This is a genomic window from Pseudocalidococcus azoricus BACA0444 (assembly GCF_031729055.1).
GTDB lineage: Bacteria > Cyanobacteriota > Cyanobacteriia > Thermosynechococcales > Thermosynechococcaceae > Pseudocalidococcus > Pseudocalidococcus azoricus.
The window spans coordinates 1-22,778 of record NZ_JAVMIP010000021.1; the positions used below are offsets into that span (position 1 = coordinate 1).

Annotated in this window: 29 protein-coding genes; 19 read left to right on the forward strand and 10 right to left on the reverse strand. The window is 51.2% G+C overall.

Going from position 1 to position 22,778, the window contains the following annotated elements; genetic code table 11:
* Positions 1-92: 92 nt before the first annotated feature.
* The gene (locus RIF25_RS14650) at positions 93-665 is read right to left on the reverse strand and encodes a GNAT family N-acetyltransferase (protein WP_322879268.1); all 573 of its coding nucleotides are present in this window, start codon (positions 663-665) and stop codon (positions 93-95) included.
* 203 nt (positions 666-868) lie between these two features.
* Here RIF25_RS14650 and lysA point away from each other — a divergent pair, with 203 nt between their 5' ends.
* From lysA to RIF25_RS14685, 7 genes are all read left to right on the forward strand, one after another.
* Entirely contained in the window at positions 869-2,254 is a 1,386-nt protein-coding gene (lysA, locus tag RIF25_RS14655) for a diaminopimelate decarboxylase (protein ID WP_322879269.1), read from the forward strand.
* A gap of 19 nt (positions 2,255-2,273) precedes the next feature.
* The gene (cdaA, locus tag RIF25_RS14660) at positions 2,274-3,170 is read left to right on the forward strand and encodes a diadenylate cyclase CdaA (RefSeq protein ID WP_322879270.1); all 897 of its coding nucleotides are present in this window, start codon (positions 2,274-2,276) and stop codon (positions 3,168-3,170) included.
* 23 nt (positions 3,171-3,193) lie between these two features.
* Complete coding sequence (uppS, locus tag RIF25_RS14665) at positions 3,194-3,943, forward strand: polyprenyl diphosphate synthase (RefSeq protein ID WP_322879271.1); 750 nt, start codon at positions 3,194-3,196, stop codon at positions 3,941-3,943.
* Between the two features lie 18 nt (positions 3,944-3,961).
* Positions 3,962-4,087 carry a hypothetical protein gene (locus RIF25_RS14670; RefSeq protein WP_322879272.1) on the forward strand — a complete coding sequence of 42 codons (126 nt, stop codon included), beginning with the start codon at positions 3,962-3,964 and terminating at the stop codon, positions 4,085-4,087.
* 75 nt (positions 4,088-4,162) lie between these two features.
* The gene (locus tag RIF25_RS14675; protein ID WP_322879273.1) at positions 4,163-4,705 is read left to right on the forward strand and encodes a late competence development ComFB family protein; all 543 of its coding nucleotides are present in this window, start codon (positions 4,163-4,165) and stop codon (positions 4,703-4,705) included.
* Between the two features lie 122 nt (positions 4,706-4,827).
* Positions 4,828-6,480, forward strand: a complete 1,653-nt coding sequence (gene cimA, locus RIF25_RS14680) for a citramalate synthase (protein ID WP_322879274.1) — start codon at positions 4,828-4,830, stop codon at positions 6,478-6,480.
* A 9-nt stretch (positions 6,481-6,489) separates the two neighbouring features.
* Positions 6,490-6,771 carry a hypothetical protein gene (locus RIF25_RS14685; protein WP_322879275.1) on the forward strand — a complete coding sequence of 94 codons (282 nt, stop codon included), beginning with the start codon at positions 6,490-6,492 and terminating at the stop codon, positions 6,769-6,771.
* Positions 6,772-6,790: 19 nt separating this feature from the next.
* Here RIF25_RS14685 and cobS read toward each other — a convergent pair whose 3' ends face one another.
* Positions 6,791-7,555: an adenosylcobinamide-GDP ribazoletransferase gene (gene cobS / locus RIF25_RS14690; protein ID WP_322879276.1), complete on the reverse strand. Its 765-nt coding sequence runs from the start codon at positions 7,553-7,555 to the stop codon at positions 6,791-6,793.
* Between the two features lie 302 nt (positions 7,556-7,857).
* On the opposite strand from cobS, the gene RIF25_RS14695 reads away from it, so the two are divergent.
* The 8 genes from RIF25_RS14695 (at position 7,858) to RIF25_RS14730 (ending at position 10,789) form a co-directional block, all read left to right on the forward strand.
* The gene (locus RIF25_RS14695; RefSeq protein ID WP_322879277.1) at positions 7,858-8,190 is read left to right on the forward strand and encodes a rubredoxin; all 333 of its coding nucleotides are present in this window, start codon (positions 7,858-7,860) and stop codon (positions 8,188-8,190) included.
* A 50-nt stretch (positions 8,191-8,240) separates the two neighbouring features.
* Positions 8,241-9,266: a photosynthesis system II assembly factor Ycf48 gene (locus RIF25_RS14700; RefSeq protein ID WP_322879278.1), complete on the forward strand. Its 1,026-nt coding sequence runs from the start codon at positions 8,241-8,243 to the stop codon at positions 9,264-9,266.
* A gap of 107 nt (positions 9,267-9,373) precedes the next feature.
* A complete protein-coding gene (psbE, locus tag RIF25_RS14705; RefSeq protein WP_015124111.1) occupies positions 9,374-9,628 on the forward strand; it encodes a cytochrome b559 subunit alpha in 255 nt (84 codons plus the stop codon).
* Positions 9,629-9,634: 6 nt separating this feature from the next.
* The gene (gene psbF / locus RIF25_RS14710; RefSeq protein ID WP_015124112.1) at positions 9,635-9,772 is read left to right on the forward strand and encodes a cytochrome b559 subunit beta; all 138 of its coding nucleotides are present in this window, start codon (positions 9,635-9,637) and stop codon (positions 9,770-9,772) included.
* Between the two features lie 58 nt (positions 9,773-9,830).
* Positions 9,831-9,944: a photosystem II reaction center protein L gene (locus RIF25_RS14715; protein WP_071880525.1), complete on the forward strand. Its 114-nt coding sequence runs from the start codon at positions 9,831-9,833 to the stop codon at positions 9,942-9,944.
* 88 nt (positions 9,945-10,032) lie between these two features.
* Positions 10,033-10,152 (forward strand): photosystem II reaction center protein J, encoded by a 120-nt coding sequence (locus RIF25_RS14720; RefSeq protein ID WP_015124113.1) that lies wholly within the window; start codon positions 10,033-10,035, stop codon positions 10,150-10,152.
* 139 nt (positions 10,153-10,291) lie between these two features.
* Complete coding sequence (locus RIF25_RS14725; RefSeq protein WP_322879279.1) at positions 10,292-10,561, forward strand: DUF7219 family protein; 270 nt, start codon at positions 10,292-10,294, stop codon at positions 10,559-10,561.
* Positions 10,562-10,612: 51 nt separating this feature from the next.
* A complete protein-coding gene (locus RIF25_RS14730) occupies positions 10,613-10,789 on the forward strand; it encodes a hypothetical protein (RefSeq protein ID WP_322879280.1) in 177 nt (58 codons plus the stop codon).
* Positions 10,790-10,853: 64 nt separating this feature from the next.
* Here the strand turns inward: RIF25_RS14730 and RIF25_RS14735 are convergent, their stop codons facing one another.
* The 8 genes from RIF25_RS14735 to RIF25_RS14770 all read right to left on the reverse strand — a co-directional run bounded on the left by RIF25_RS14735 (position 10,854) and on the right by RIF25_RS14770 (position 18,317).
* Positions 10,854-12,275, reverse strand: coding sequence for a WD40 repeat domain-containing protein (locus RIF25_RS14735; RefSeq protein WP_322879281.1), 1,422 nt, complete (start codon positions 12,273-12,275; stop codon positions 10,854-10,856).
* Positions 12,276-12,393: 118 nt separating this feature from the next.
* Positions 12,394-12,996 (reverse strand): cob(I)yrinic acid a,c-diamide adenosyltransferase, encoded by a 603-nt coding sequence (gene cobO / locus RIF25_RS14740; RefSeq protein ID WP_322879282.1) that lies wholly within the window; start codon positions 12,994-12,996, stop codon positions 12,394-12,396.
* A 6-nt stretch (positions 12,997-13,002) separates the two neighbouring features.
* Complete coding sequence (locus tag RIF25_RS14745) at positions 13,003-13,182, reverse strand: hypothetical protein (RefSeq protein WP_322879283.1); 180 nt, start codon at positions 13,180-13,182, stop codon at positions 13,003-13,005.
* Positions 13,183-13,207: 25 nt separating this feature from the next.
* Positions 13,208-13,624, reverse strand: a complete 417-nt coding sequence (atpC, locus tag RIF25_RS14750; protein ID WP_322879284.1) for an ATP synthase F1 subunit epsilon — start codon at positions 13,622-13,624, stop codon at positions 13,208-13,210.
* Between the two features lie 101 nt (positions 13,625-13,725).
* The gene (gene atpD, locus RIF25_RS14755; RefSeq protein ID WP_015124120.1) at positions 13,726-15,174 is read right to left on the reverse strand and encodes a F0F1 ATP synthase subunit beta; all 1,449 of its coding nucleotides are present in this window, start codon (positions 15,172-15,174) and stop codon (positions 13,726-13,728) included.
* A gap of 183 nt (positions 15,175-15,357) precedes the next feature.
* Positions 15,358-15,552 (reverse strand): cytochrome b6f subunit PetP, encoded by a 195-nt coding sequence (gene petP / locus RIF25_RS14760; protein ID WP_322879285.1) that lies wholly within the window; start codon positions 15,550-15,552, stop codon positions 15,358-15,360.
* A 172-nt stretch (positions 15,553-15,724) separates the two neighbouring features.
* Positions 15,725-17,623 carry an excinuclease ABC subunit UvrC gene (gene uvrC, locus RIF25_RS14765; RefSeq protein ID WP_322879286.1) on the reverse strand — a complete coding sequence of 633 codons (1,899 nt, stop codon included), beginning with the start codon at positions 17,621-17,623 and terminating at the stop codon, positions 15,725-15,727.
* A 271-nt stretch (positions 17,624-17,894) separates the two neighbouring features.
* Positions 17,895-18,317, reverse strand: a complete 423-nt coding sequence (locus RIF25_RS14770; protein ID WP_322879287.1) for a hypothetical protein — start codon at positions 18,315-18,317, stop codon at positions 17,895-17,897.
* An 84-nt stretch (positions 18,318-18,401) separates the two neighbouring features.
* On the opposite strand from RIF25_RS14770, the gene zds reads away from it, so the two are divergent.
* The 4 genes from zds to RIF25_RS14790 all read left to right on the forward strand — a co-directional run bounded on the left by zds (position 18,402) and on the right by RIF25_RS14790 (position 22,775).
* The gene (gene zds / locus RIF25_RS14775; RefSeq protein WP_322879288.1) at positions 18,402-19,841 is read left to right on the forward strand and encodes a 9,9'-di-cis-zeta-carotene desaturase; all 1,440 of its coding nucleotides are present in this window, start codon (positions 18,402-18,404) and stop codon (positions 19,839-19,841) included.
* On the forward strand, positions 19,838-20,296 hold the full coding sequence (locus RIF25_RS14780; RefSeq protein ID WP_322879289.1) for an SRPBCC family protein: 459 nt from the start codon (positions 19,838-19,840) through the stop codon (positions 20,294-20,296). The genes zds and RIF25_RS14780 overlap by 4 nt, the downstream gene beginning before the upstream one ends.
* A 102-nt stretch (positions 20,297-20,398) precedes the next feature.
* On the forward strand, positions 20,399-21,913 hold the full coding sequence (locus tag RIF25_RS14785) for a hypothetical protein (protein WP_322879290.1): 1,515 nt from the start codon (positions 20,399-20,401) through the stop codon (positions 21,911-21,913).
* A gap of 46 nt (positions 21,914-21,959) precedes the next feature.
* Entirely contained in the window at positions 21,960-22,775 is an 816-nt protein-coding gene (locus RIF25_RS14790) for a hypothetical protein (RefSeq protein ID WP_322879291.1), read from the forward strand.
* Positions 22,776-22,778: the final 3 nt, after the last annotated feature.

Genomic DNA, 22,778 nt, shown 5'->3' on the forward strand with positions numbered 1-22,778 from the left:
AAGGAATCCCCGTCCTGCTTTACACGCAAGCTACAGGACGGTCGGAGGATGTCAAAATGCGTTATTGAATCGCTTTTGCAGTGCCCTTGAACTTATCCGGTTCCCCTTGAGTTAATGGCTTCTAAATTGGGATCAAGCTCTAGTTGCCATTGATATTTTTGAAGGTTGCCTTGAGTTGGAGAAAGACTTAAATCTAGTTTTGATACGTTGCTCCACAGGATCAAGGCATCGGTTCCAGAAGGATAATATTTGGGCCGCTGCCCCGCCTCTTGAAAGCCAAATTTTTGATATAGGCCCAAGGCCGCTTGATTGTCGGCTTCGACTTCGAGGGTGGCCCAGGCCCGCCCCTGCTGTAGTCCAAGTTTCAGCAAAGCCCAGAGCAGTAATGTCCCAAGGCCCTGACCTTGTTTTTCGGGGGAAACGGCCAGAAGAGTAATGTGGGTTTCTGCTCCAATCCCCCAGCTACAGCCTAGGCCCCAGAGGGGAATTTCGGTCAATGGCGTTTGAGCATCAGGTGTATAGCAGCCCAACAGGGTACTGATCGGATTATTGATTTCTAGGGTGTATTGAGCTTGGCTCCAAACCCCACCTAAGCTCTGTTGATCAAGAGCCACTGCCGCCGGAACTTGGGCCAGGGTTAGGGGAGCTAGGGTCAGGGTCGGCAATGGGGCGCAAGTCCTAGGATTGATCACATCTGGGCAGGGGAGGGATGTTCTCCAGCGACCAAAGAGGTGGTTTTAGAGCCTACCCAGAATCAGAGTAAACTAGAATTTATTTCTTTGCTTCAACTCTCCCCAGTGCCCAACGCTCTGAGGCTGTTTGGTATTTCGGCCTTTGATGACTAAATTTCTCTAAACCTCCTACCACCATGACTCCTGCCACCCTTACTACCGAATCTTTGCCCACATTCCCCGATCTCGACCAGGCCCCGACTAATCAACAACTGCTCCCCCTAACGGCCCAAGCCAACCCCCAAGGACATTTAGAAGTCGGTGGCTGCGATGTAGTGGAATTAGTGGCCCAATTTGGTTCCCCGCTCTATGTTCTGGATGAGGTGACGTTCAGCCAGGCCTGTCGGGATTATGTCCAAGGTTGGCATGATCATTATCCAGGGGAGAGTTTGGTGCTGTATGCCTCCAAGGCCTGGAATTGTTTAGCCACCTGTGCCTTGGCCAGCCGGGCCGGATTGGGAATTGATGTCGCCTCGGGGGGAGAGCTCTACACCGCCTTGATGGCCGGGGCTAATCCCAAAACGATTTATTTTCATGGCAATAACAAATCGCCCCAAGAACTTGCCCAGGCCCTAGAGATGGGCTGTACGGTCGTTGCCGACAACTGGCTGGAACTAACTCGGTTGGCAGAACTAGCGGTGAATCAACCCCCTGGTCAACCTAAGCCCCGTGTCATGTTGCGGCTCACCCCAGGGATTGAATGTCATACCCACGACTATATCCGCACCGGCCAATTAGACAGCAAATTTGGCTTTGATCCCCAGGAATTAGAACCCCTGTTTCAATTTGGCTTAAATCACCCCGAAATAGATTGGCTGGGGATTCATGCCCATATTGGCTCCCAGATCTTTGAACTCCAGCCCCATCAAGATTTAGCCAGTACCTTAGCTACCTGGTTTGCAAAGGCGGCCCGGCTTGGCTTGAATTTTCGAGAACTGAATGTCGGTGGCGGCCTGGGAATGCGCTATGTGGAGGCTGATAATCCCCCCAGTATTGGAGAGTGGGCTCAATGGGTCGCCACAAGTATTCTCCAGGCCTGTAAAGCCGAAAATATTCCCTTGCCCAAGTTGATTTGTGAACCTGGCCGTTCGATTGCGGGCCCCAGTACCGTCACCGCCTATACCATTGGCACTCGCAAAGATATTCCGGGCATTCGGACCTATATTGCCGTGGATGGAGGAATGTCCGATAACCCCCGTCCGATCACCTACCAGGCCCGCTACACCGCCACCCTGGCCAACCGCATCCTAGAGACTCCAGATACGACCGTGACCGTGGCCGGAAAACATTGCGAGTCGGGTGATATTCTCTTGAAGGATGTTGAACTACCCAATCCCCAACCCGGTGATACCCTTGTGGTCTTTGGTACGGGGGCCTATAACTACAGCATGGCTTCCAACTACAATCGCCTCCCCCGCCCAGCGGCTGTGTTGGTGAAGGAGGGGAATGCCTCCCTGATCCTAAAACGGGAAACCTATGGGGATTTGTTGCGTCAGGATGTGCTGCCCGTTGGCCTGGCTTAATCAATGGACTCTTTAGCATATGGCCTTCAGCCTCTCATTCCTCACCCTGATGGGCTTTACTTGGCCGGCTGTCTCGCCACGGGCCTGGTCTTTAGCCTTGACGTTAGTGGACATTGGCCTGGTCTTGGGGTTAACTTACATCGTTCTGTTAGTGATTGCCGAACGGCGAACCCTCTGGATGGTGCGGGGCTTTATTTTCCTGATTTTTGCCGCCTCCATTAGCCGGGGCCTGGGGTTACAGTTTTTAGCCTTTGTTTTGAATAACTTGGTGGTCGGGTCGGCCGTGGCCATGGCGGTTATTCTTCAATCTGAAATTCGCCGCTTCTTAGAGCAACTCGGACAGGGTAAAGTGTTCCAGATTTGGCAACGTCAGCCCGTGCCCTCCCAGCGGGGCCAAACGACCCTGGATGCAATTGTCGAAGCGGTCAAAGCCTTATCCCAGAGCCGCACGGGGGCCTTGATTCTCCTCGAAACCGACACCATGCTCGATGCCCAGGACTTTACCGCTGCCGGGGTAAGACTTAACGCTACCCTGACCTCGGAGCTAGTCCAAACTATTTTCCAACCCGCGACACCTCTCCATGACGGGGCCATTTTAATTCGAGGTGCGGAAATTGTGGCTGCCAAACTAATTCTTCCCCTCTCCCAGCGGACTGGCCCTTGGCAATTGGGGACGCGTCACCGGGCCGCAGTGGGGATTACCGAGCGGGTTGCTAACTGTTTATGTATTGTTGTTTCAGAAGAAACTGGCTCTATTTCCCTCGCCCAACGGGGTGAACTCAACCGCCCCCTGACTAGCAGTAAACTAAAGGAGCTATTAGCCCAACAGTTTAACCAGGCCGGGGACAACAATAGCCATCAACCTCAACGCGCAGCAAAACGGCGGCGGTGGCAAATGGTATGGCCCATTCGTTGATCTCCCCATATCGGAACGCGATAATGACCACCCAACCCAAATCCCTCACCATTCTTCCTGATGATTTAGACCGAGAGCGTTTACCCCGCCATGTGGCCGTCATTATGGATGGGAATGGCCGCTGGGCCAAAAATCGGCATTTACCCCGGATCATGGGGCATCAACGCGGGGTGGATAGTCTGAAGGATTTACTCCGCTGCTGCAAAGATTGGGGGATTCAAGCCTTAACGGCCTATGCCTTTTCTACGGAGAATTGGGGCCGCCCCGTGCCAGAGGTGGAATTTTTAATGACCTTGTTTGAGCGGGTACTGCGGCGAGAATTGGCGGAAATGGTTGCAGAAGGAGTGCAAATTCATTTTGTCGGGGACTTAGCCTGCTTACCCGCGTCTCTACAAGAAGAAATTAACCGCGCCATGGCGGCAACGGCCCACAATCAAAAAATTCAATTCGTGGTGGCAACTAATTATGGGGGGCGGCGGGAAATTATCCAGGCCTGCCGGAGTCTCGCCCAACGGGTGCAAACGGGAGAACTACAACCGGAAGACATTGATGAGCGGCAATTTGAACATCATCTTTACACTGTTGGTCTACCAGATTTAGATCTGTTAATTCGGACCAGTGGAGAAATGCGAGTCAGTAATTTCCTATTGTGGCAAGTTGCCTATGCGGAAATATATGTCACCGATACTCTTTGGCCCGACTTTGATCGCAATGCCTTCCATGAGGCCCTGCGAAATTTTCAACACCGTCAACGCCGCTTTGGTCGGCTCTAAGCGATTTGGGCTTGGGCAATGGCCAGCTTAAGATTGACTGGGGGGGACAGCTATCAATTATTGTTGCTAGTGGTTGATCATCCCTTGCCAGGCCAGTATGCCAAAATTAAACAAGGTATTATTAGCCACGATGGATTTATTTAGCTGATTTTTTAGCTTATTATTGGGCAACCCCCCATCCCATTGCATAATCATCAACAGCCCCTAGGAGAGAAGCGGATGAGTATTGAGGACATCGTTGAACAGGCCCTACGCAATGGCTACCTTACCCCAACGATGGAAGCAGAGGTCGGGCGAATTTGTGACAAAGCCACCGAACTCAGTGTTGAAGAATATATGGCCCTGGATCGCTTAATGGGGGCGTTGTTAACCGGGCAGGTGGTGGCGGTTCCCCGCAAGCAATTTATTAATGTCATGGAAGAACTGGTCTTGACCGAAGCCATTACCCGGATTGCGATCATTGAATCGGAACAGGACTGCGCCTTGGATTTGGGAGATATTGCCGCCTACGCGCTCAATCGCTTGCCCCCCCTCTATGCCACCACTGAAGAAGGGGCCAAATATCAACGCCAACGGGCCGAGGAAGAACTGGCAGATTTAATTAAAAACCAAGTGGACGAAGCCATTAAAACTAACTCGGCCCGGCCCCAATTTCATCCTGAACGGGCAGCGATTGCGACTGTTTCTGGCAAAGAGGTCTTTAGTCAAGTGAGTGCCCTGCTCCAAAGCCATGCCCCAGATTATGAGCAACCGGGTAAATAGTTTTAAGCCGCTTCTCGACCCGATTCCTGCTCAGCTAGACTCAGGGATTGCCCCTCTGGCCCCAGTTCCCTTGAGGCTTCCCACAATCGAGTATTTTCCCCATTCCTTGGCCTGTAATCATTATGGTTGCCTTATCCCGACCGATTGCCATCTATGACACCACTTTACGAGATGGGGCGCAGCGGGAAGGTATCGCGCTTTCCCTAGAAGATAAACTGCGGATTGTTCGGCAATTGGATGGTCTGGGGATTCCCTTTATTGAAGGAGGCTGGCCGGGAGCGAATCCTAAGGATGTCCAATTTTTCTTGCATCTTCAGGAAATCAAACTGACCCAAGCGGAAATCGTTGCCTTTTGTTCAACCCGTCGCCCCCATCGTGCGGCCCATGAAGATCCGATGCTGCAACCGATTTTAGCGGCTGGGACGCGGTGGGTGACCGTATTTGGTAAGTCATGGAATTTGCACGTTACAGAGGGGCTAAAAACTAGCTTGGCCGAAAACTTGGAGATGATTCGGGATACTCTCCAATTCCTCACCGCTCAAGGACGGCGGGTGATCTACGATGCGGAACATTGGTTTGATGGCTATGACGATGATCCCAGCTATGCCTTAAAGACGTTAGAGGCAGCGATTCTGGGTGGGGCCGAGTGGCTAGTGTTATGCGATACCAATGGCGGTAGGTTGCCGGATGAGATTAAAACCATTACCCAGGCCGTGCTCACCTTTCTAGACCAATATCAACGGGAAAATCCAGCACAACCCCTCCCAGGCCTGGGCATCCATACCCACAACGATAGCGGGGTGGCGGTGGCCAATGCCCTAGCTGCGGTTCAGAGCGGGGCGCGCATGGTCCAAGGCACAATGAATGGTTATGGGGAACGCTGCGGCAATGCCAACCTCTGTACGCTGATCCCGAACCTACAACTCAAACTGGGCTATGACTGTATTTTCCCTTCTCAGTTAGAAAAACTTACCCCCACCAGTCGCTTAATTAGTGAAATTGTCAACTTAGCCCCCGATGATCATGCCCCTTTTGTTGGCTTATCGGCCTTTGCCCATAAGGGTGGCATTCATGTCAGTGCTGTCCAGCGTAATCCCCGCACCTATGAACATCTAGAACCCCATTTAGTCGGCAACCAACGGCGGATTGTCGTCTCAGACCAGGCCGGACTCAGCAACATCTTGGCCAAAGCCGCCAGTTTGGGCTTGAGTTTGGATCGACAACACCCGGTCAGTCGGGATATTCTCAGCCAACTCAAGCAATTAGAAAGCCAAGGCTACCAATTTGAAGCGGCCGAGGCCAGTTTTGAACTCCTGATTCGGGATGCGTTGGGGCAACGCCCAGCCTGGTTTAGCTTAAAAGGGTTTGATGTTTCCTGTCGGTCTGGGGATTGGGGCACAACGGGCCTGGAAAGCCAATCCTTAGCCACCATCAAAGTTGCGGTTAACAATACAGAAATTCTCACCGCAGCAGAAGGCAATGGCCCCGTTTCGGCTCTGGATGCAGCCCTCCGTAAAGCCCTCTTAACGTTTTATCCAGCAATAGCCACCTTTCACCTGACGGACTATAAGGTGAGGATCCTAGATGGCCTGGCTGGAACCTCAGCAAATACCAGGGTTTTAGTGGAATCCAGTAATGGACATGAACGCTGGACAACGGTGGGGGTTTCGACCAACATCATCACCGCTTCCTACCAGGCCGTCACCGAAAGCCTTGAATATGGCCTCCTCCTCGCCAGCAAAGAGACCATATCACCGGAATTAACCTCGGTTTGATGCCCCCCAATGAACCCATTCACCCCAACTCCCCCAGATTGGATTGCCCAGGCCAGCCATGCCCGTGGATTTGAATGTTCCCGTTGTGGAGCGGCCCCTGGTCATGCCCAGGCCGTCTGGATTAACCGTCGCGCCCCTGTTTATACCGCTAATCACCAACGGAAATGGCAAGAGTTTTATCACTGTCAATGTGGGTTTGTCTGGTGGGCCTGGAGTAGTGATCGCCCCCCTTCAGAATTGGCTCAACACCATCGCCCTCATCCCCTAGATCCATCAGCCCCAGAGGAATAACGGTAAAAGCCCTGAGAGCCTAAAACTGAAAGTAAGGCAACGTCAAGCAACCTAAGAGAATTGCCTCTGTCCATTCCACAATTGCCCCATAGGTATCCCCCGTGTGTCCACCCAATTTTTGATCCAACCAGGCCCCCAGCCCAAAACTAACCAGTAAGCCCAAGCCAAACAAGCACAGGAGGGCGGGCCAAACCGTCAGCGTTTGAGTCAAAGGGTAAGCCATCACTAGGAGCAGGACGAGAATTCCCGGCCCAAAGTCTTGGGGAAACTGACAGGTTGTTTTATGAAAAGCACCTTTTCCCTCCGCTTTTAAGTAGGGATAACAGGCAATGGCCCAAACCTGCCCCCACCGCCCCCAGGCCATCACCAGCCCCAAAGCCCAAAATCCTGGAGCCGCTAACACTGCTAACGCCGTAACTTTTAAGCCGAGAATCAGAATTGCTGCCATCACGCCAAAGGCCCCAGTCCGACTATCGGCCATCACGACTAACCGCTGACTCGGATCTAGAACCGCCAGACCATCCGCCGTATCCATTGCCCCATCTAAATGCAAACCTCCCGTGAACCAGACCCAGGCCCCCACAACCGCCACCGCCCGCAAATGATCGGTGAAACCCAGGCCAGCTAACCCCCAGTTAATGGCCGCCAAAAGTAAGCCCAACCCCAAGCCAACCCAAGGACACCAACGGGCAATGCCAGCTAATTCAATCGCCCAAGAGCGCGGTAAGGGCAGCGTGGTATAAAACACAATCGCCCCTAACCATTGTCGCCAAAGGTGTCCCATGAGTGATTTCAGGCAAGGTTCTCCAGTGCTACTTGGGCCAAGATAAACGGTCAGCCAAGGTCTCTCAACTCTACACCTGTGTGAACGGTGGCAATGGCAAGACCTTAGCTAAAATACCCATGTCATTGAATTTTATGCCAACCATCAATTAAAGCTCTCCATCTGAAGACGATTCGTTCGCTGCGTTCTGGGTCGCAGGGGTAAATTTGGCAGATGGAGCCGTAACCGGTCATGTGATAATACTTAATAATTCCGCAAATCCGATTCCGGCACTGTTTATTGAGGTTATTCTGACGATCCCTATGAGTCCTGAAGCTCTTCCCGATGCCTTAGATAGATATGAATGTCGCTCCTGTGGCTATGTCTATGAACCCCTCAAAGGCGATAACACCACTCAAGTTGCCCCCAACACTGCCTTTACGGATATTCCAGAAGAGTGGCAATGCCCAGTTTGTAAAGCCCGCAAAACCCAATTTAGCAATATTGGCCCAGCAGGCACTCCTTCGGGATTTAAGGAAAACCTGGGCTACGGCATTGGGGTGAATACCCTGACACCTGGCCAGAAAAACCTACTGATTTTTGGGGTGTTACTTTTGGGCTTCCTATTCTTAATTAGCTTTTACGGCATTCAATAACCTATCCCTAATATTTTTTAAGTTCTAATTATTGAGGTTGAGCAAGACTTATGGGGCGTTTGATGCGACTGTGGCAATCTTTAGTCATGGGCCTGGTGGTGGTTCTGTTGTGTACCGGCTGTGGATTTCTGCCATCCCTCGACTTTAATCCCTGGGAAGTTCTGCAACTGCCAACTAAATCCACGGTCTTAGACCTCAGTTTTATCAACGCCAAACATGGCTGGCTGGTTGGCAGTAATGCCCTTTTGATGGAAACCCTAGATGGCGGTCGGACTTGGGAGCCGCGCAGTTTGGCTCTGGACACGGAAGACTATCGGTTTGCTTCCGTTAGTTTTTCTGGTTCAGAGGGGTGGATCACCGGCCAGCCTTCCGTTTTGCTCCATACGACTGATGGGGGGCAATCTTGGGAACGTTTAGCCCTCAGTGCCAAATTACCAGGCGCGCCCAATACAATTTTTGCCTTGGGTAATGGGAAAGCGGAACTGACGACTGATATTGGTGCTATTTACCAGACTCAAGATCAAGGCAAAACCTGGCAAGCCTTAGTTCAAGAAGCTGTGGGCGTGGTGCGGAATATTTCCCGTTCCCCCGAGGGGCAATATGTGGCCGTCTCCTCTCGCGGTAGTTTTTACTCCACCTGGTCTCCGGGACAGCCGGCCTGGGAACCCCACAATCGGACTAGTTCGCGGCGGGTTCAAAATATGGGCTTTGGTCAAGATGGTCAGTTGTGGATGCTTATCAATGGTGGCAACCTGAGCTTTTCCGAAGGTCGGGATTGGGAGTCCTGGACAAAACCGACGAATCCTCAGGTGGCGGTGAGTGTGGGACTATTGGACTTAGCCTACCGGACTTCAGAGGAACTCTGGTTGGCGGGCGGTAGTGGTAATTTGCTCTGTAGTACCGATGGCGGGAAAACCTGGAAAAAAGACCGCGATATTAACGAAGTGGCCTCCAACTTGTATAAAGTGCGTTTCTTTGGCCCGAATCAAGGCTTCATTCTGGGTCAGCAAGGGATTTTACTGCGCTATGCCTCAGAACTCCAGGCCAATGGGACACCAGTGATCCCAGCCAGTTAGTTACTGGAAAAATCCCGAATCTGTGATTGTGAGGAAGCCCCTGGTTGCGTATCATATAGAATCATTGCCGATTGTGATTAATTTCTTATTTTTGGGAGGTATAAAAAGTGGCTGGAACTACGGGTGAACGCCCCTTCTCAGACATTATTACGAGTGTGCGCTATTGGGTCATCCACAGCATTACCATTCCGGCGTTGTTTATTGCGGGTTGGTTGTTTGTCAGCACTGGCCTGGCCTACGATATTTTCGGGACTCCTCGCCCTGACACCTACTTTTCCCAAGAACAACAAGCTGCCCCGGTGGTTTCCGATCGGTTTGAAAGCAAACAACAAATTAACGAGTTTCTCAAGGATTTAAACTAAGGCCCTATGACTAGCAACACTCCCAACCAAGAACCTATTTCTTACCCAATTTTTACAGTCCGTTGGTTAGCTGTGCATACCCTTGGTGTACCGACAATCTTCTTTTTAGGGGCCATTGCGGCAATGCAGTTCATTCAACGGTAATTTTGTCTAACTCCTGGCCTGTTGGTCTTTTTGTTGACTTTACTTTAGGGTGTATTCAATGGAACCAAATCCGAATCGTCAGCCCGTTGAGCTAAATCGCACCTCCCTTTACCTGGGATTGTTGTTGATTTTTGTTGTGGCTTTGCTATTCTCGAGCTATTTCTTTAACTAATCCTTAATGTCCCTCTGGACGCGTTGACTGAAATGCCACCAGAGTCACTGCTTTGATCAATAAAAATAGAGTTCTAGGAGGTTTAACCGTGTTACAAAATGGTCGGATTCCCCTTTGGGTGGTCGCAACTGTGGCTGGAATGGGTGTGATTACAATTGTCAGTATTTTCTTTTATGGAGCTTACGCTGGCCTGGGTTCAAGCCTCTAGGGTCTAAGGCGAGTTTTAGCCCACTCAGACTAATTTCTTTAAAAATCTTAAGATCAACCAGGCCTGTCACGGGTCTGTTTTTTTTCCGGAAAGATTAGCTTAAGATAAAGGTGGCAAATCTAGCTAGTAGGGCCTGGCTGTGGCAGAACCTGATGAAATCAAGAAACAGCAATTTCTCTACCCGACCAGTCGGTATCAAGGTGAATTTAGTCCCCAAAATTTAGCCTTTAATGCCAACCTGCAAGAATTTGCCCAACGAATTGGCTATATTTGTAACTTAGAGACCGGGGGGAAGATTAGTCCCCAACAGGCTTACAAGGACATTAAAGAACTTTGGAAAATGCTCAAGCGCTCCAAAGCCGAACTCTTATCTGAGCCTAATACGCCTGAACCCCCAGAATCCGACTGAGCCGTTGCCGCAATTCACTGTGTTTGGCCTATGTCTCCCCAATTTTCCCCAATGAGTTCTTTATGGGTGAGTTTAGCGACCCCCCCTGTACTTTGCGGAATTTTAGCGCAGGATATTTATTTAGATGTGATCCAGTCAGTCGGCAAAGCAAGTTTAGAAATCTTTCGGGGAGAACAGTTGCCACTCTTGAAGGTTTCTCTCTCCACCCAGGCCAAGCGCGAAGACTAAACAATAAAAAACTAGCATAGTCGCCCCTCCAACTTTTTAGACGGAGTTTATCTTGGGCAATTCTCTAGGGAAACCATTGGGGATGAATACCCGGCCCAAGAGCTTGCGGGGGTAGCAGTTTGATCACTTCTCCCTGTTCGAGGGCTTGAATGGGTAAGAGGATGACTTGAAAATCCTGCTGTTGTCCAGGCGTGGTTTGATCAAAGATTAGGCCAGAGCCATCGGCGGCTAAACCAATCCCCAAGTTTTTCTGGCCAACCAGGTCTAAAATCGGCGTTAAATGCCCATCCCGAATATCTACCATGGCAATAAAGGACTGTTCGCGGAATTGCTCATCGGGACGGAGGCGAGTCATTAAGCAATAGAGAACTTTTCCGCGGGGGTCAAAGGCGGCACTCAGGAGCGAACCCGTTGTTTTGAGCAGTTCCTTGGCCTGCCCTTGACTGTTAACCAAATAGAGGGAGCGGGTAAAGTCTGGGTTAAATTTAACCATTGCCGCATCTCGACCATCGGGGCTAAAGGCCAAGACCATCCCGTATTGGGGTAAGAAACTTAGGAGTTCCCCTTGTTGGCGTTCAGTCAGAGGGACAATGGCTAATCCCTGTCCTTGGGCCATGACCAAGTTTTCACTATCCGGGGCAATATGAAAATCTCCCGTGGCGGGTTGATTGAGTTGCTGGGGGGCCTGGTCACCTTCAATCAGCCAAAGAGACGCTTCGCCGCCATCGGGGCCCCGTTGAATGCGTTGGATAACCAGGCGTTGCCCATCTTGGGATAACTCAAACTTGACCAGCTGATAGTCTCGATTGTCTAAAATTTTTGTTACTTCCCCAGGTGGTCGGGGGGAATGGGTTGGCTCTTCTGGGGGGGTAACGACCAGGCCAGTCGTGACGGTATAAAGCTCTGGGTCTCCACTGCTCTGATCCGTGGGAACAGCCGAAAAAAGAATTCGCTCCCCTTGGGGGTAGGGTTGAAAGTCTAAAACATTCAGGTTGGCCGGGGTGAGGGTCAGCTTTTGTTGCAGGGTTAAATTATTGAGGATCAGCTTGCCCGCCTCAGAACCAGTGCCAATGTAGGCAATCACCCGATCACGACTGCGGAAAAATCCTGAGAAGGGTTCCATTTCGGGCTTGGCAGGTGGTTCAGTCGGAATGTCAACATTGATTTGAAACCCCTGGCCATAGGGAATAGGCTCAAGCAAGGTGTAAGCCAGCCGCCGCCCTGACCAACTGGTTTTACCGGGTAAGGGGGGATCAATCGTAATCGCCTCGCTGATCAACTCCCAATCCATTTGCCGACTAAAACTGAGGATAAAGGCTCGATCAGCAGCACCAATATCCCTATCCTGCCAAGTAAAATAGCGCACCCTTGGTAATGTTTGATCGCCCCCCCAGGCCAAGCCCGCAATCATCACCATGACCACAGCTATTAAACCAAGAGCAACTCGATCCAGAGGCTGCCACTTAAAAAACCAATGTTTGAGCATAAACTTACCGAGGGAAGTAAGAACGGGAACCCATATTCCAGGGGTCCTGATGGCCAGTCAGCCCTGATCTTGATCCTAAGCCAGGATAGTCCCAGCCCTGCCAAGAGCTAAAACTACCCTAAAATTCGATGCCAGCTTGGGCCTTGACCCCTTGTTCTCGAAAGGGATGTTTAATGAGGGTCATTTCTGTCACTAAATCCGCTTCAGCAATGAGTTCTGGGGGTGCGCCTCGGCCAGTCAAAATCACGTGGGAAGTGGCAGGCTTTTCGGCCAGGCCTTGGAGGACTTGTGAGACGGATAGATAGCCCAGTTTTAAGGCCACATTAACTTCATCAAGTAGCACGAGCCGAAATTCTGGGTTGGTCACATAGTGCAAGGCTGTTGTCCAGGCCGCTTGGGTGGTGGCAATATCCCGCTGGCGATCTTGGGTTTCCCAGGTAAAGCCTTCCCCAAGGGCCTGGAATTCAAGCTGTGGGGAGAACTGCCCAAGCATAGCTTTTTCGGCTGGCTCCCAGGCCCCCTTAATAAATTGGACAATCGCCACCCGATAGCCATGGCCCAAAGACCGCAAGACCATCCCCAAGGCGGCTGTTGTTTTTCCTTTCCCATTACCGGTGTGGACAATGATCAGGCCTTTCTCCAGATTCCGTTCAGCAACTCGTTGAGCCTGAATTTCCTTGCGGCGTTGCATCTTGGCCTGGTGTTGGGCATCCGTAACCATAGACAACTAACCTTTTAAGGCTCGGGCAAAATTTTGGCGGTAGGTCTTGTTGGTAATCATCACCGGCCAGAGAATCGTCAAGATAAACCGGGATTGGGCATAACTGGTGCGCTCAAACCCGTTCCAGAACTTCCAGCCCCCAGCTAAGTAAAGCATCACTAAAACCAGGCCAATTAAAGTTCCCATCGGTTTCTACTCTCAACCCTAAACTCTAAAGCTCAACCGAGCCACCCGCTGCTTGTAGTTTAGCCCGAGCCTGACGAAATGCTTGGGTAGCCTGAAACTTGGCCTGGCGGGAATCCCCTTGTTCGGTCTTGGCAAGTTGCTCCTTGGCATTCGTATAATCAGCCTTGGCCTGGTCTAAATTAATCGTGTCACCCCGGATCGCACCGTTGACTAAAACCGTGAGTTCATTGTTTTCAACTTCGGCAAAGCCGCCCATCAGGGCAATTGAGAGCCAGTCTTTACCGGAGCGGACTCGCATGACCCCCGTTTCCAGGGCCGTGAGCAAGGGGGCATGATTGGCTAAGATGCCTAACTGGCCAGTCGTACTGGGGAGAATCACTTCTTCGGCGGGGGCATCCCAAACCGTTTTATCGGGGGCAATTACCCGGACAGTCATCACCATAGGTCTTTAGTGCCTCGTTCAAAGGGTAGAACAACGGGTCTTAATTAGTAACTGAACTGCGCTAGGGATGAGCCGGCCCACCCCTAATTCCCTCGGACAACTTAGCCTTTGAGTTTTTCGGCTTTCGCTTTCGCTTCCTCGATGTCACCCACCAAGTAGAAGGCCTGTTCCGGTAAATCATCCAGCTCACCACTGAGGATTTGTTTGAACCCTTTGATCGTGTCGGCCAAGGTGACATATTTACCCGGCGCGCCGGTGAAGACTTCCGCCACAAAGAAGGGTTGGGAGAGGAATCGTTCGACTTTTCGGGCCCGAGCCACGATCAAACGATCTTCTTCCGACAGTTCATCCAGGCCCAAGATGGCAATGATGTCTTGCAGTTCTTTGTAGCGTTGGAGGGTGGATTGAACGGCCCGGGCAGTGCTGTAATGCTCATCGCCCACAATCGAAGGCTGCAACATGGTGGAGGTTGAACCCAAGGGATCCACCGCCGGATAAATTCCTTTCGCTGCTAACCCCCGAGAAAGAACGGTCGTTCCATCCAAGTGAGCAAAGGTAGTGGCCGGAGCGGGGTCGGTCAAGTCATCGGCAGGCACATACACGGCTTGAATGGAGGTAATTGAACCTTCTGTGGTGGAAGTAATCCGCTCTTGGAGTTCACCGACATCGGTTCCGAGAGTTGGCTGATATCCCACGGCGGAGGGCATCCGACCTAAGAGGGCTGATACTTCTGAACCGGCCTGGACAAACCGGAAAATATTATCCACAAATAACAGCACGTCCTGTTTGCTAACATCCCGGAAATATTCCGCCATGGTCAAACCCGACAGACCAACCCGCATCCGGGCTCCGGGGGGTTCGTTCATCTGGCCGTAAACGAGGGCAATTTTGGAGGCATTGGGATCGTCTTTGTTGATCACCCCGGATTCAATCATTTCGTTGTAGAGGTCATTCCCTTCCCGAGTCCGTTCACCCACCCCCGCAAATACGGAGACCCCGCCGTGCTTGGTGGCAATGTTGTTGATCAATTCCATCATGATCACGGTTTTACCCACACCCGCTCCCCCAAACAGGCCAATCTTGCCACCCCGGCGATAGGGGGTCAGGAGGTCAATCACCTTAATGCCGGTTTCAAAAACCGAAGGCTTGGTTTCCAGTTCGGTAAATTTGGGCGCACTGCGGTGAATCGGGAGGGTATCTTGCTGGCTGACGGGCCCTTTTTCGTCAACAGGTTCGCCGAGAACATTAAAAATCCGCCCGAGGGTGACTGTCCCCACAGGTACGCTAATGGCTGCCCCGGTATCCACGGCTTCCATCCCCCGCACCAGGCCATCGGTGGTACTCATGGAGACGGCCCGAACTTTGTTGTCGCCCAATAATTGCTGGACTTCAAAGGTGACGGCCACATCCAGGCCAGCATCGTTTTTACCTTCCACCCGCAACGCATTGTAGATGGAGGGCATTTTACCGTTGGGAAATTCAATATCCACCACCGGGCCAATAATCTGCGTAATGTAACCCACATTGGCTCGTTCGACTGTTGTGACCATAACCTACGCCTTATTACCTTTGATGATTGACTGAGTGCGAGACATCCACTGGGGGAGTAACGCCTAGGAATGTTGCTGTGCCCGAAAATGCACCATCATTAACCCTATCACACGGGAATCCTCATCCATACATTACTTTGGGAGAGTCGAGGAAGAAATGCTGGAAACCAAAGCTGGCATGGGTTAAGGAACAACTTCAATCTCATCTTCAAAAAACCAAGTACTGCCTTGTCCCTCGAATTTCACCACGACCCCAACACCACTGCCATCGGTCATTTTGAATCCGGTAATCACGCCAAATTTACCTAACGTGTTGGCGACCCCTTGATTAACCCGATCACGAATCCGACAGACGCGGACTTTTTGCCCAACTTCCATAGTGTTTCCTCAGTATTATCTCTTGAAATCACGCCCCAGGCCTGGGGAACTGCGCTTAAATCCTTGCTCATCCTACCAGGCCCGAATCCCCTTGACATAGAAATTTTGCAGAGCGCGCCTTGGCGAGAAAATACCATCCAGCCACTCCGAAATTAGTAACGCTGAGCCAAATTTAAAGACTCCTAAATTCCTCGGGTTCACTCCTGGCCTGGGGGTGAAAATAGTCATAGATTTGTTGGGCCAGGCGAGGGCCAATGTTAGGGACGGCCGTAAGTTGGGCCAGACTGGCCGTGCGGATAAAATCAATGGATCTGAACGTAGCTAAGAGTTGTTTTTGGCGGTGATAGCCCAGGCCGGGTATTTCTTCTAAGCGCGACCGCCGCATCCGATCACTTCTTTGTTGGCGATGAAAACTAACCGCAAACCGATGGGCCTCATCTCGTAACCGTCTCAGGAGTTGAACACCCGGCTGTTCCGCATCTGTAGGCAGGGGTTGGGATTCACCAGGCAAGAAAATTTCTTCCCGTTGTTTGGCCAGGCTGAGGATTTTGACATCTTCTAAAATGCCGCCATCCCGCAACACATTCACCACTGCTGAGAGTTGCCCTTTACCGCCATCAATCATCACCACATCCGGCCAATTGGCATCCCCGACCCGTTCTTTGCTGGGATCATCAAGATAGGTCCGAAAACGCCGTTGGAGAATCTCCGCCAGACTCGCAAAATCATCGGAATGGCCAGTTTTGACTTCAGGATTGCGAATTTTATAGCGGCGATAGTGCTGTTTGGCTGGTAAACCATTGATGAACACGACCCGTGAGGCCACTGCATCCGAGCCTTGAATGTGGGAAATGTCATAGCCTTCGATCCGTTGGGGCAGTTCCGGCAAATCCAAAAGTTCAGCTAAATCCTTGAGGGCGGCATTGTTCCGATCAGTTACTTTTTGAGTGCGGGCCAGTTCTAAGAGGGCGTTACGTTCGACCATTTCAATCAGTTCGGCCTTGGCCTGGCGTTGGGGAACGGTGATTGTGACTTTGCGCCCCTTGGCCTGGCTGAGATAATCCGCTAAAAATTCGGCTTCCGGTAAGGCCGTTTGGACCAAAATTTCCGGGGGAATCTCGACGGGATCGGCCTGGGCATAATGTTCTTCAAGGACGCGCTGGAGAATCAAACCCGGTTGTCCGGCCTGGGCATCAGCGACAAATCCCAACCGACCGACTAACCGCCCCGAGCGAATTTGAAATAGCTGAATACAGGCCTGGTGCTCATCGGCAGCTAAAGCAATGGCATCCCGAGACACCGTATCATCCGAAAGCGTTACCTTTTGATCCGCTCCCAAATATTTCAATCCGGCAATTTGATCCCGTAACCGCGCTGCCAATTCAAAATTGAGGACTTCCGCGGCCTGCTCCATTTGTTGGGTCAAGGTTTCAATCAATTCTCCTGTTCGGCCTTGGAAAATCATCGCCACCCGTTGCAGTGTTTTCCGGTAGTCTTCCGGTGTAATCAGCTTTTGGCAGACTCCCGGACAGCGACCCATATCGAAATTCAAACAGGGGCGATCCTTAAATAGGGGTTGAGGACGTTGCCGTAACGGAAAAAGCCGTTTCACCAGGCCTAGCGTCTGTCTCAGTAACCTTGTATCCACATAGGGGCCGTAGTAGCGATCTTTTTGGGCTTCCAGGCGGCGTTTGCGGGTAATAAAAATCCGCGGATACTCCTGTGACCAAGTGATACAGAGATAGGGATATTTTTTATCGTCTTTGAGCAGAACATTGAAATGGGGCTGATGCTGCTTAATTAAATTTGCTTCTAGGGCCAGGGCTTCTGCTTCGCTGTCGGTGACAATAAACTCAATATCCGCGACTTGATAGACCATTAACTCGAGGCGGGGGCCAAGGCTGGCGGGTTGGCGAAAATAGGATCGGACGCGATTGCGGAGGCGTTTTGATTTACCGATATAGAGAATTTGATCCGTTTTATCCCGCATTAAATACACCCCCGGCTCCAAGGGCAATTCTTTTAGACGGGCTTCTAACTGTTCCCGATTTTTTAGTAGTGGCTCCGACATGGAATTTAGAAAAAAACGCTCAGAAACAGTCCAGACTTGGCAGATCCCAAATCCAAAGAGATAGACGGAAAGGGGGGCCAAACAACGGTGGGGGAAGTAGCAGTCGCATCAAGGATTATTGGGTAGTGGGGGAGTGAACAACCGACAAATAAGGCAACGAAATATCAAGAGTCTAACGTCAAGACAGTCCCTGTAGAATTGACGCGATAAATCCAGGACGAAAGTTCACGAACTGGGGGCGGTATTGATCGGGCCTTGGCCTGGTTTCGTTTCAAGGGAGAGGTTTTTCGCTGTTCTCTCTGGCCCGTGACCGACTACCGGTTTGTTGTTCCATGGCCTTGATGCCAAAACCAACCAATGCCCCCACTGTTAATGGCACGCCGAAACCGCCCCCCATCAGAATCACCAATGACACGATCCCTTTGACTCCTTTTTCTGCTTGGGAGCAGTTTTTGGGAAAGGCACAACCCATCGGCCCCATGGTGAAGGCAAGCCACCCAGAAATCAGTAAGGTAAAGGGAAATATAATCACAGTTACTAAACATCCCGCCGCCGGAGCCAAACATCCAGGCCATGGCGATTGATCACGGGAAACCTTGCTTTCTGGGGCATCCTGATGAGAGTTCATCGTTTCCAGGCCGGTCAGATTTTGACAACCCAACGATAACAACTTTCCAGTTCTGATTATGGCCATTGATTGGGTCTGACCTGGAACATCGGGATTGGCAAACTGTTAAACTATGTAAAGCATTTTTGAATCCAGTTACGAGTTGCGTCTATGCAGGTGGCGATTGTTGGGGCAGGGTTAGCCGGATTAGCGGCGGCCATTGATCTGGTGGATGCCGGCCACCAAGTGACGATTTACGAGTCTCGCCCGTTCATTGGCGGCAAAGTGGGTAGTTGGGTGGATCCCGATGGCAACCACATTGAAATGGGCCTGCACGTTTTCTTTTACAACTACGCCAACCTGTTTGCGCTTCTGGATAAGGTTGGGGCGAGGCAAAATCTCTTACCGAAAGAACATATCCATACCTTTATCAATCGGGGTGGGATGACCGGTGCCTTGGATTTTCGCTTTCCCCTCGGTGCGCCGTTTAATGGCTTGAAAGCATTTTTCACCACTAGCCAACTGAATGTCCAGGATAAGCTGCAAAACTCCATTGCCTTGGGAACGAGTCCGATTGTCCGGGGCCTGGTGGATTATGACGGGGCAATGAAACAAATTCGGGGCCTGGATCAATACAGCTTTGCCGATTGGTTTCGCCGTCACGGGGGTTCTGCAGGCAGCCTCAAACGCCTTTGGAATCCGATTGCCTATGCCTTAGGTTTTATTGGCGTGGAAGAGATGTCGGCCCGCTGTATGTTGACGATTTTTCAGATGTTTGCCGCCAAAACTGAAGCCTCCAAACTGAATATGCTGAAAGGCTCACCCCACAACTATTTGCTTAAGCCTTTGGTGGATTACTTAACGGCCCGGGGGACAGAAATTTTTACCAGGCGGCGGGTCAGGGAGATTTTATTTGATCAGCAAGAGGGTAAAACTACTGTGCAGGGCCTGGTGATTGCCAAAGGGGAAGAAACCGAAACCATAATCGCCGATGCCTATCTTTGTGCCTGTGATGTCCCCGGAATTCAACGCCTCATCCCCCAGGCCTGGCGCAAGTATCCTGAATTTGACAATATTTTCAAGTTGGATGCTGTTCCAGTGGCCACAGTGCAACTCCGCTTTAATGGCTGGGTGACAGAACTCCAAGACCCGGAAAAACGCACACAACTCCAACAGGCCAGCGGAATTGACAACCTCCTTTACACTGCCGATGCCGATTTTTCCTGTTTTGCCGATTTAGCCCTCGCCAGTCCCGCGGATTACTATCGAGAAGGGCAAGGGTCTCTGATGCAAGTAGTCTTAACGCCGGGTGATCCCTTCATGAAACAAAGTAATGAAGCGATTGCCCAACACGTTCTCAAACAAATCCATGACCTGTTTCCCTCTTCCCGAGACTTAACAATGACTTGGTTTAGTGTGGTGAAATTAGCCCAGTCCCTCTATCGAGAAGCACCGGGGATGGATCCTTACCGACCCGCCCAGGCCACCCCAGTGTCTAACTTCTTTTTGGCAGGGAGCTACACTCAACAGGATTATATTGACAGTATGGAGGGGGCAACCATGTCCGGTCGGCAAGCGGCACAGGCCATATTGGCGGGGTGGAATTCATGAGTGAGTGGCTTGAGCATACCGTCCAAATTGAAGTCGCCGCCCCGATGGATTTGGTGTGGGATCTATGGTCAGATCTGGAAAAAATGCCCCTGTGGATGAAATGGATTGACTCGGTGAAAGTCCTAGAAGAAAATCCAGATTTGTCCCGTTGGAAGTTGGCCACCGGGGGCCTGGAATTTAGTTGGCAATCCCGGATTCGACAGCAGATTTTTCATCAAATGATTCAATGGGAATCCGTTGATGGTTTACCCAACCGGGGGGCGATCCGCTTCTATGATCGTCACGGCAGCAGTATTGTCCGTCTCTCAGTGGCCTATGCCATTCCCGGAGTTCTGGGAAAAATCATGGATCGGTTGTTCCTCGGTAAAGCGGTGGAAAATAACCTGATGGAATCCCTCCAGGCCTTTCGGGACTATGCCCAGGCTGTGGCTAAACCGGTTTCCCAACCCAATTAATTTAAGAAAAACTGGCCTGTACTGGTACAGACGAGCAGAGTAAGGTTATCCTGATAGCAATCTTGCTCAATTTTTGTCTTTTTTTACCAACTTTGTGCCACTGTGAGTGCTCCCCCCCGTAGTCCCAACCCCAATCCTCCCCTCTCTCTGGGCGAACAAGTGGAGCGCTTACCGGCCCTGTTTGCAGCGGCGCGCCCTCAACGTCCAGGTGATAATGGCTCGCGCTCAAGTCGGATTACCCCAGCCCAAACGGAATTGATTCGTTGTTTGAAAACTATTTTGGAGCAGCCCCTTCCCCAGGAAGACGGGATTTTGCGCGGCGGCTATCTGCAACGGTTAATTGAGGCCTATGCCCAGTTATTTGCCAGTTGTTTATCGGGGAGCAGTAGCCAACTCCAACACCAGGCCCTGGTTCAAACCGTCCAACGCCTCAGCCAAATCCCGATGACGGTTATCCAAGAAGACTATGATCGTCTCAACCGAGGTCATTATAACGTCCCCCTCAAGCAACTCGTTCTCTCCTTTAGCCGCCCTACCCTGGCCCAACGGGCTACCCCACCGACCTTAACGGAAGCTGAATGTTTCTTAGCCATTTTTATCCAAGCCCTGCGTCAACAACTGGGTTCGGTGGTTTTATTCAGCGATGAATTTAAGCGTGACTATCGGGATTTACTGCGGAGTGTCTGTAAGGCAGCCCCAGATCCGGAACTTTGCCAAAGTAATCTCCCCGGTTGGCTTTGGGAAGCGATGAAGTCCTTTGACCCCCTGAAGGCGTTTAGTGCCACAGGCCACGGCCGCCCCACCTTCGAGGCCTGGGTGAGAACGGTTGTTAATAATAAACTGGCCGATGAAAAACGGAAGCTCCTCAAACGGGAAGCCGATGAACTGCTGTTTTATGAAAGCCGGGCGTTACCGATGTTTGAACAGCGTTATGCCGCGGCTGGGGCAGCGGTGCAAGAGGAGTTAGATTTGGCCGCTTGTTGCCAACTGATTAAGATTGTCCAATCAGAAATTACTGACCCCCGGATTCGGACTTCGACAACCCGTTTGCGCCAACAAATTGCCCAACTCTTAGGCTGGACAATTGAATATACCCGTGAAATTCATCAGCAAGTCCGGCGGATTTTAGGGCGTTATGTTCAGTCAACTCGCTCCCTGAACATTACCTCCACCGACAGTAACCAAGAATGGATTGATAATTACCCCGATGCCCGCACTCTGCCCAATTTAGGGAATCAGGGGGTAGATTGCATGGTGGACTTTCTCAATGATCAGCAAACACCCATCTGGGTGCGAGATTGGTGTGAAAAACGGCGTACCCAGGCCGAAATTGCGGCCGAACTCTTTGTCAGCCAACCGACTATTTCCCGTTGTCTCGGCCGTGAATATCGTCTCTGGCTTTACCGTAGGTTCTTCAAAGATCAACAAACCCCAGAATGGATGAGGCGATGGTACGATACCCAAACCATATCCAGCCCCCATCAACGACGGCAAGCGCGACGGGATATTCATCCAGACTATGCCCGTGGCGTGTTTACGGCAAAGCAGATTGATGACCAAATTGAGGCGCGGCTAGAAGAATGGTGCTTACGCAATGGCATTTATTATTTAGCCTAATTTCAAACTTGGCCGAAGCTATTCACTTGTACGGATGATACTATTTATGAGTTCTATGTTTGCCCCTGTAGTTCCCATCGGTCGGCAGGCCTGGGATGCGGCCCAATCCGTTTTGCAAGCCTGTAGCCCCCATCGCCAAAAAGCGGCCTTACCCTACCTGTTGGCCATGTATAGTTTTATGGCCTGGTGGGAAGAGGATGCCCAGGCCGTCAACGGTGGCTTAGAACGGGAGTTATCGTTAACCACAACTTGGTGTGAACAACCAGAGGTTTTAGAACTGATCAATCTGGCCGATTTGAATGTGGAGGGAGTGCAGTTAGCCTTCTATCCCCTAGAGGTCGGTCAAAGCAGTTTTGAGATTCATTGTCCAACGTTCTTAGGGGTTTTACAAGCCGACTTGGCTGTGGCGGTAGAGTTAGATCGGTGTCAGTGCTGGGCTAAATTACTGGGTTTCTTAGATCGGGCGGCTTTAGTTCAACATTGGCAAGCCCAACCCCCCGATACCCAAGGGTTTTCCCCAGTACCCCTAGAACTTTTGCAGCCGATTTACTACCTACCTGAGCAAATTAGCTACCTTCAACCCGCTATCCCCCAGGCCAGCCCTAAAACCCAGGCTAAGGCTAAAGCCAATAAAACTAATCGCAATCAGCCCCAGCCAGCCGCGCCCACAGATGTCCATCAACTCACGGCTAAGTTGCTGCAATTGGGAGTCACACCGGTTGCCCCAGGCCTGGAAGGAAAACCCACAGAAGCGACTCGCAGGATTTCTACCCAGTCGAAAGACGCTAGTTCCGTCAATCGTTTAGTCCAGGCCCTACAGATTTATAACGGCATTAGTACCATTGAGAAGATCAACAATTAAGCC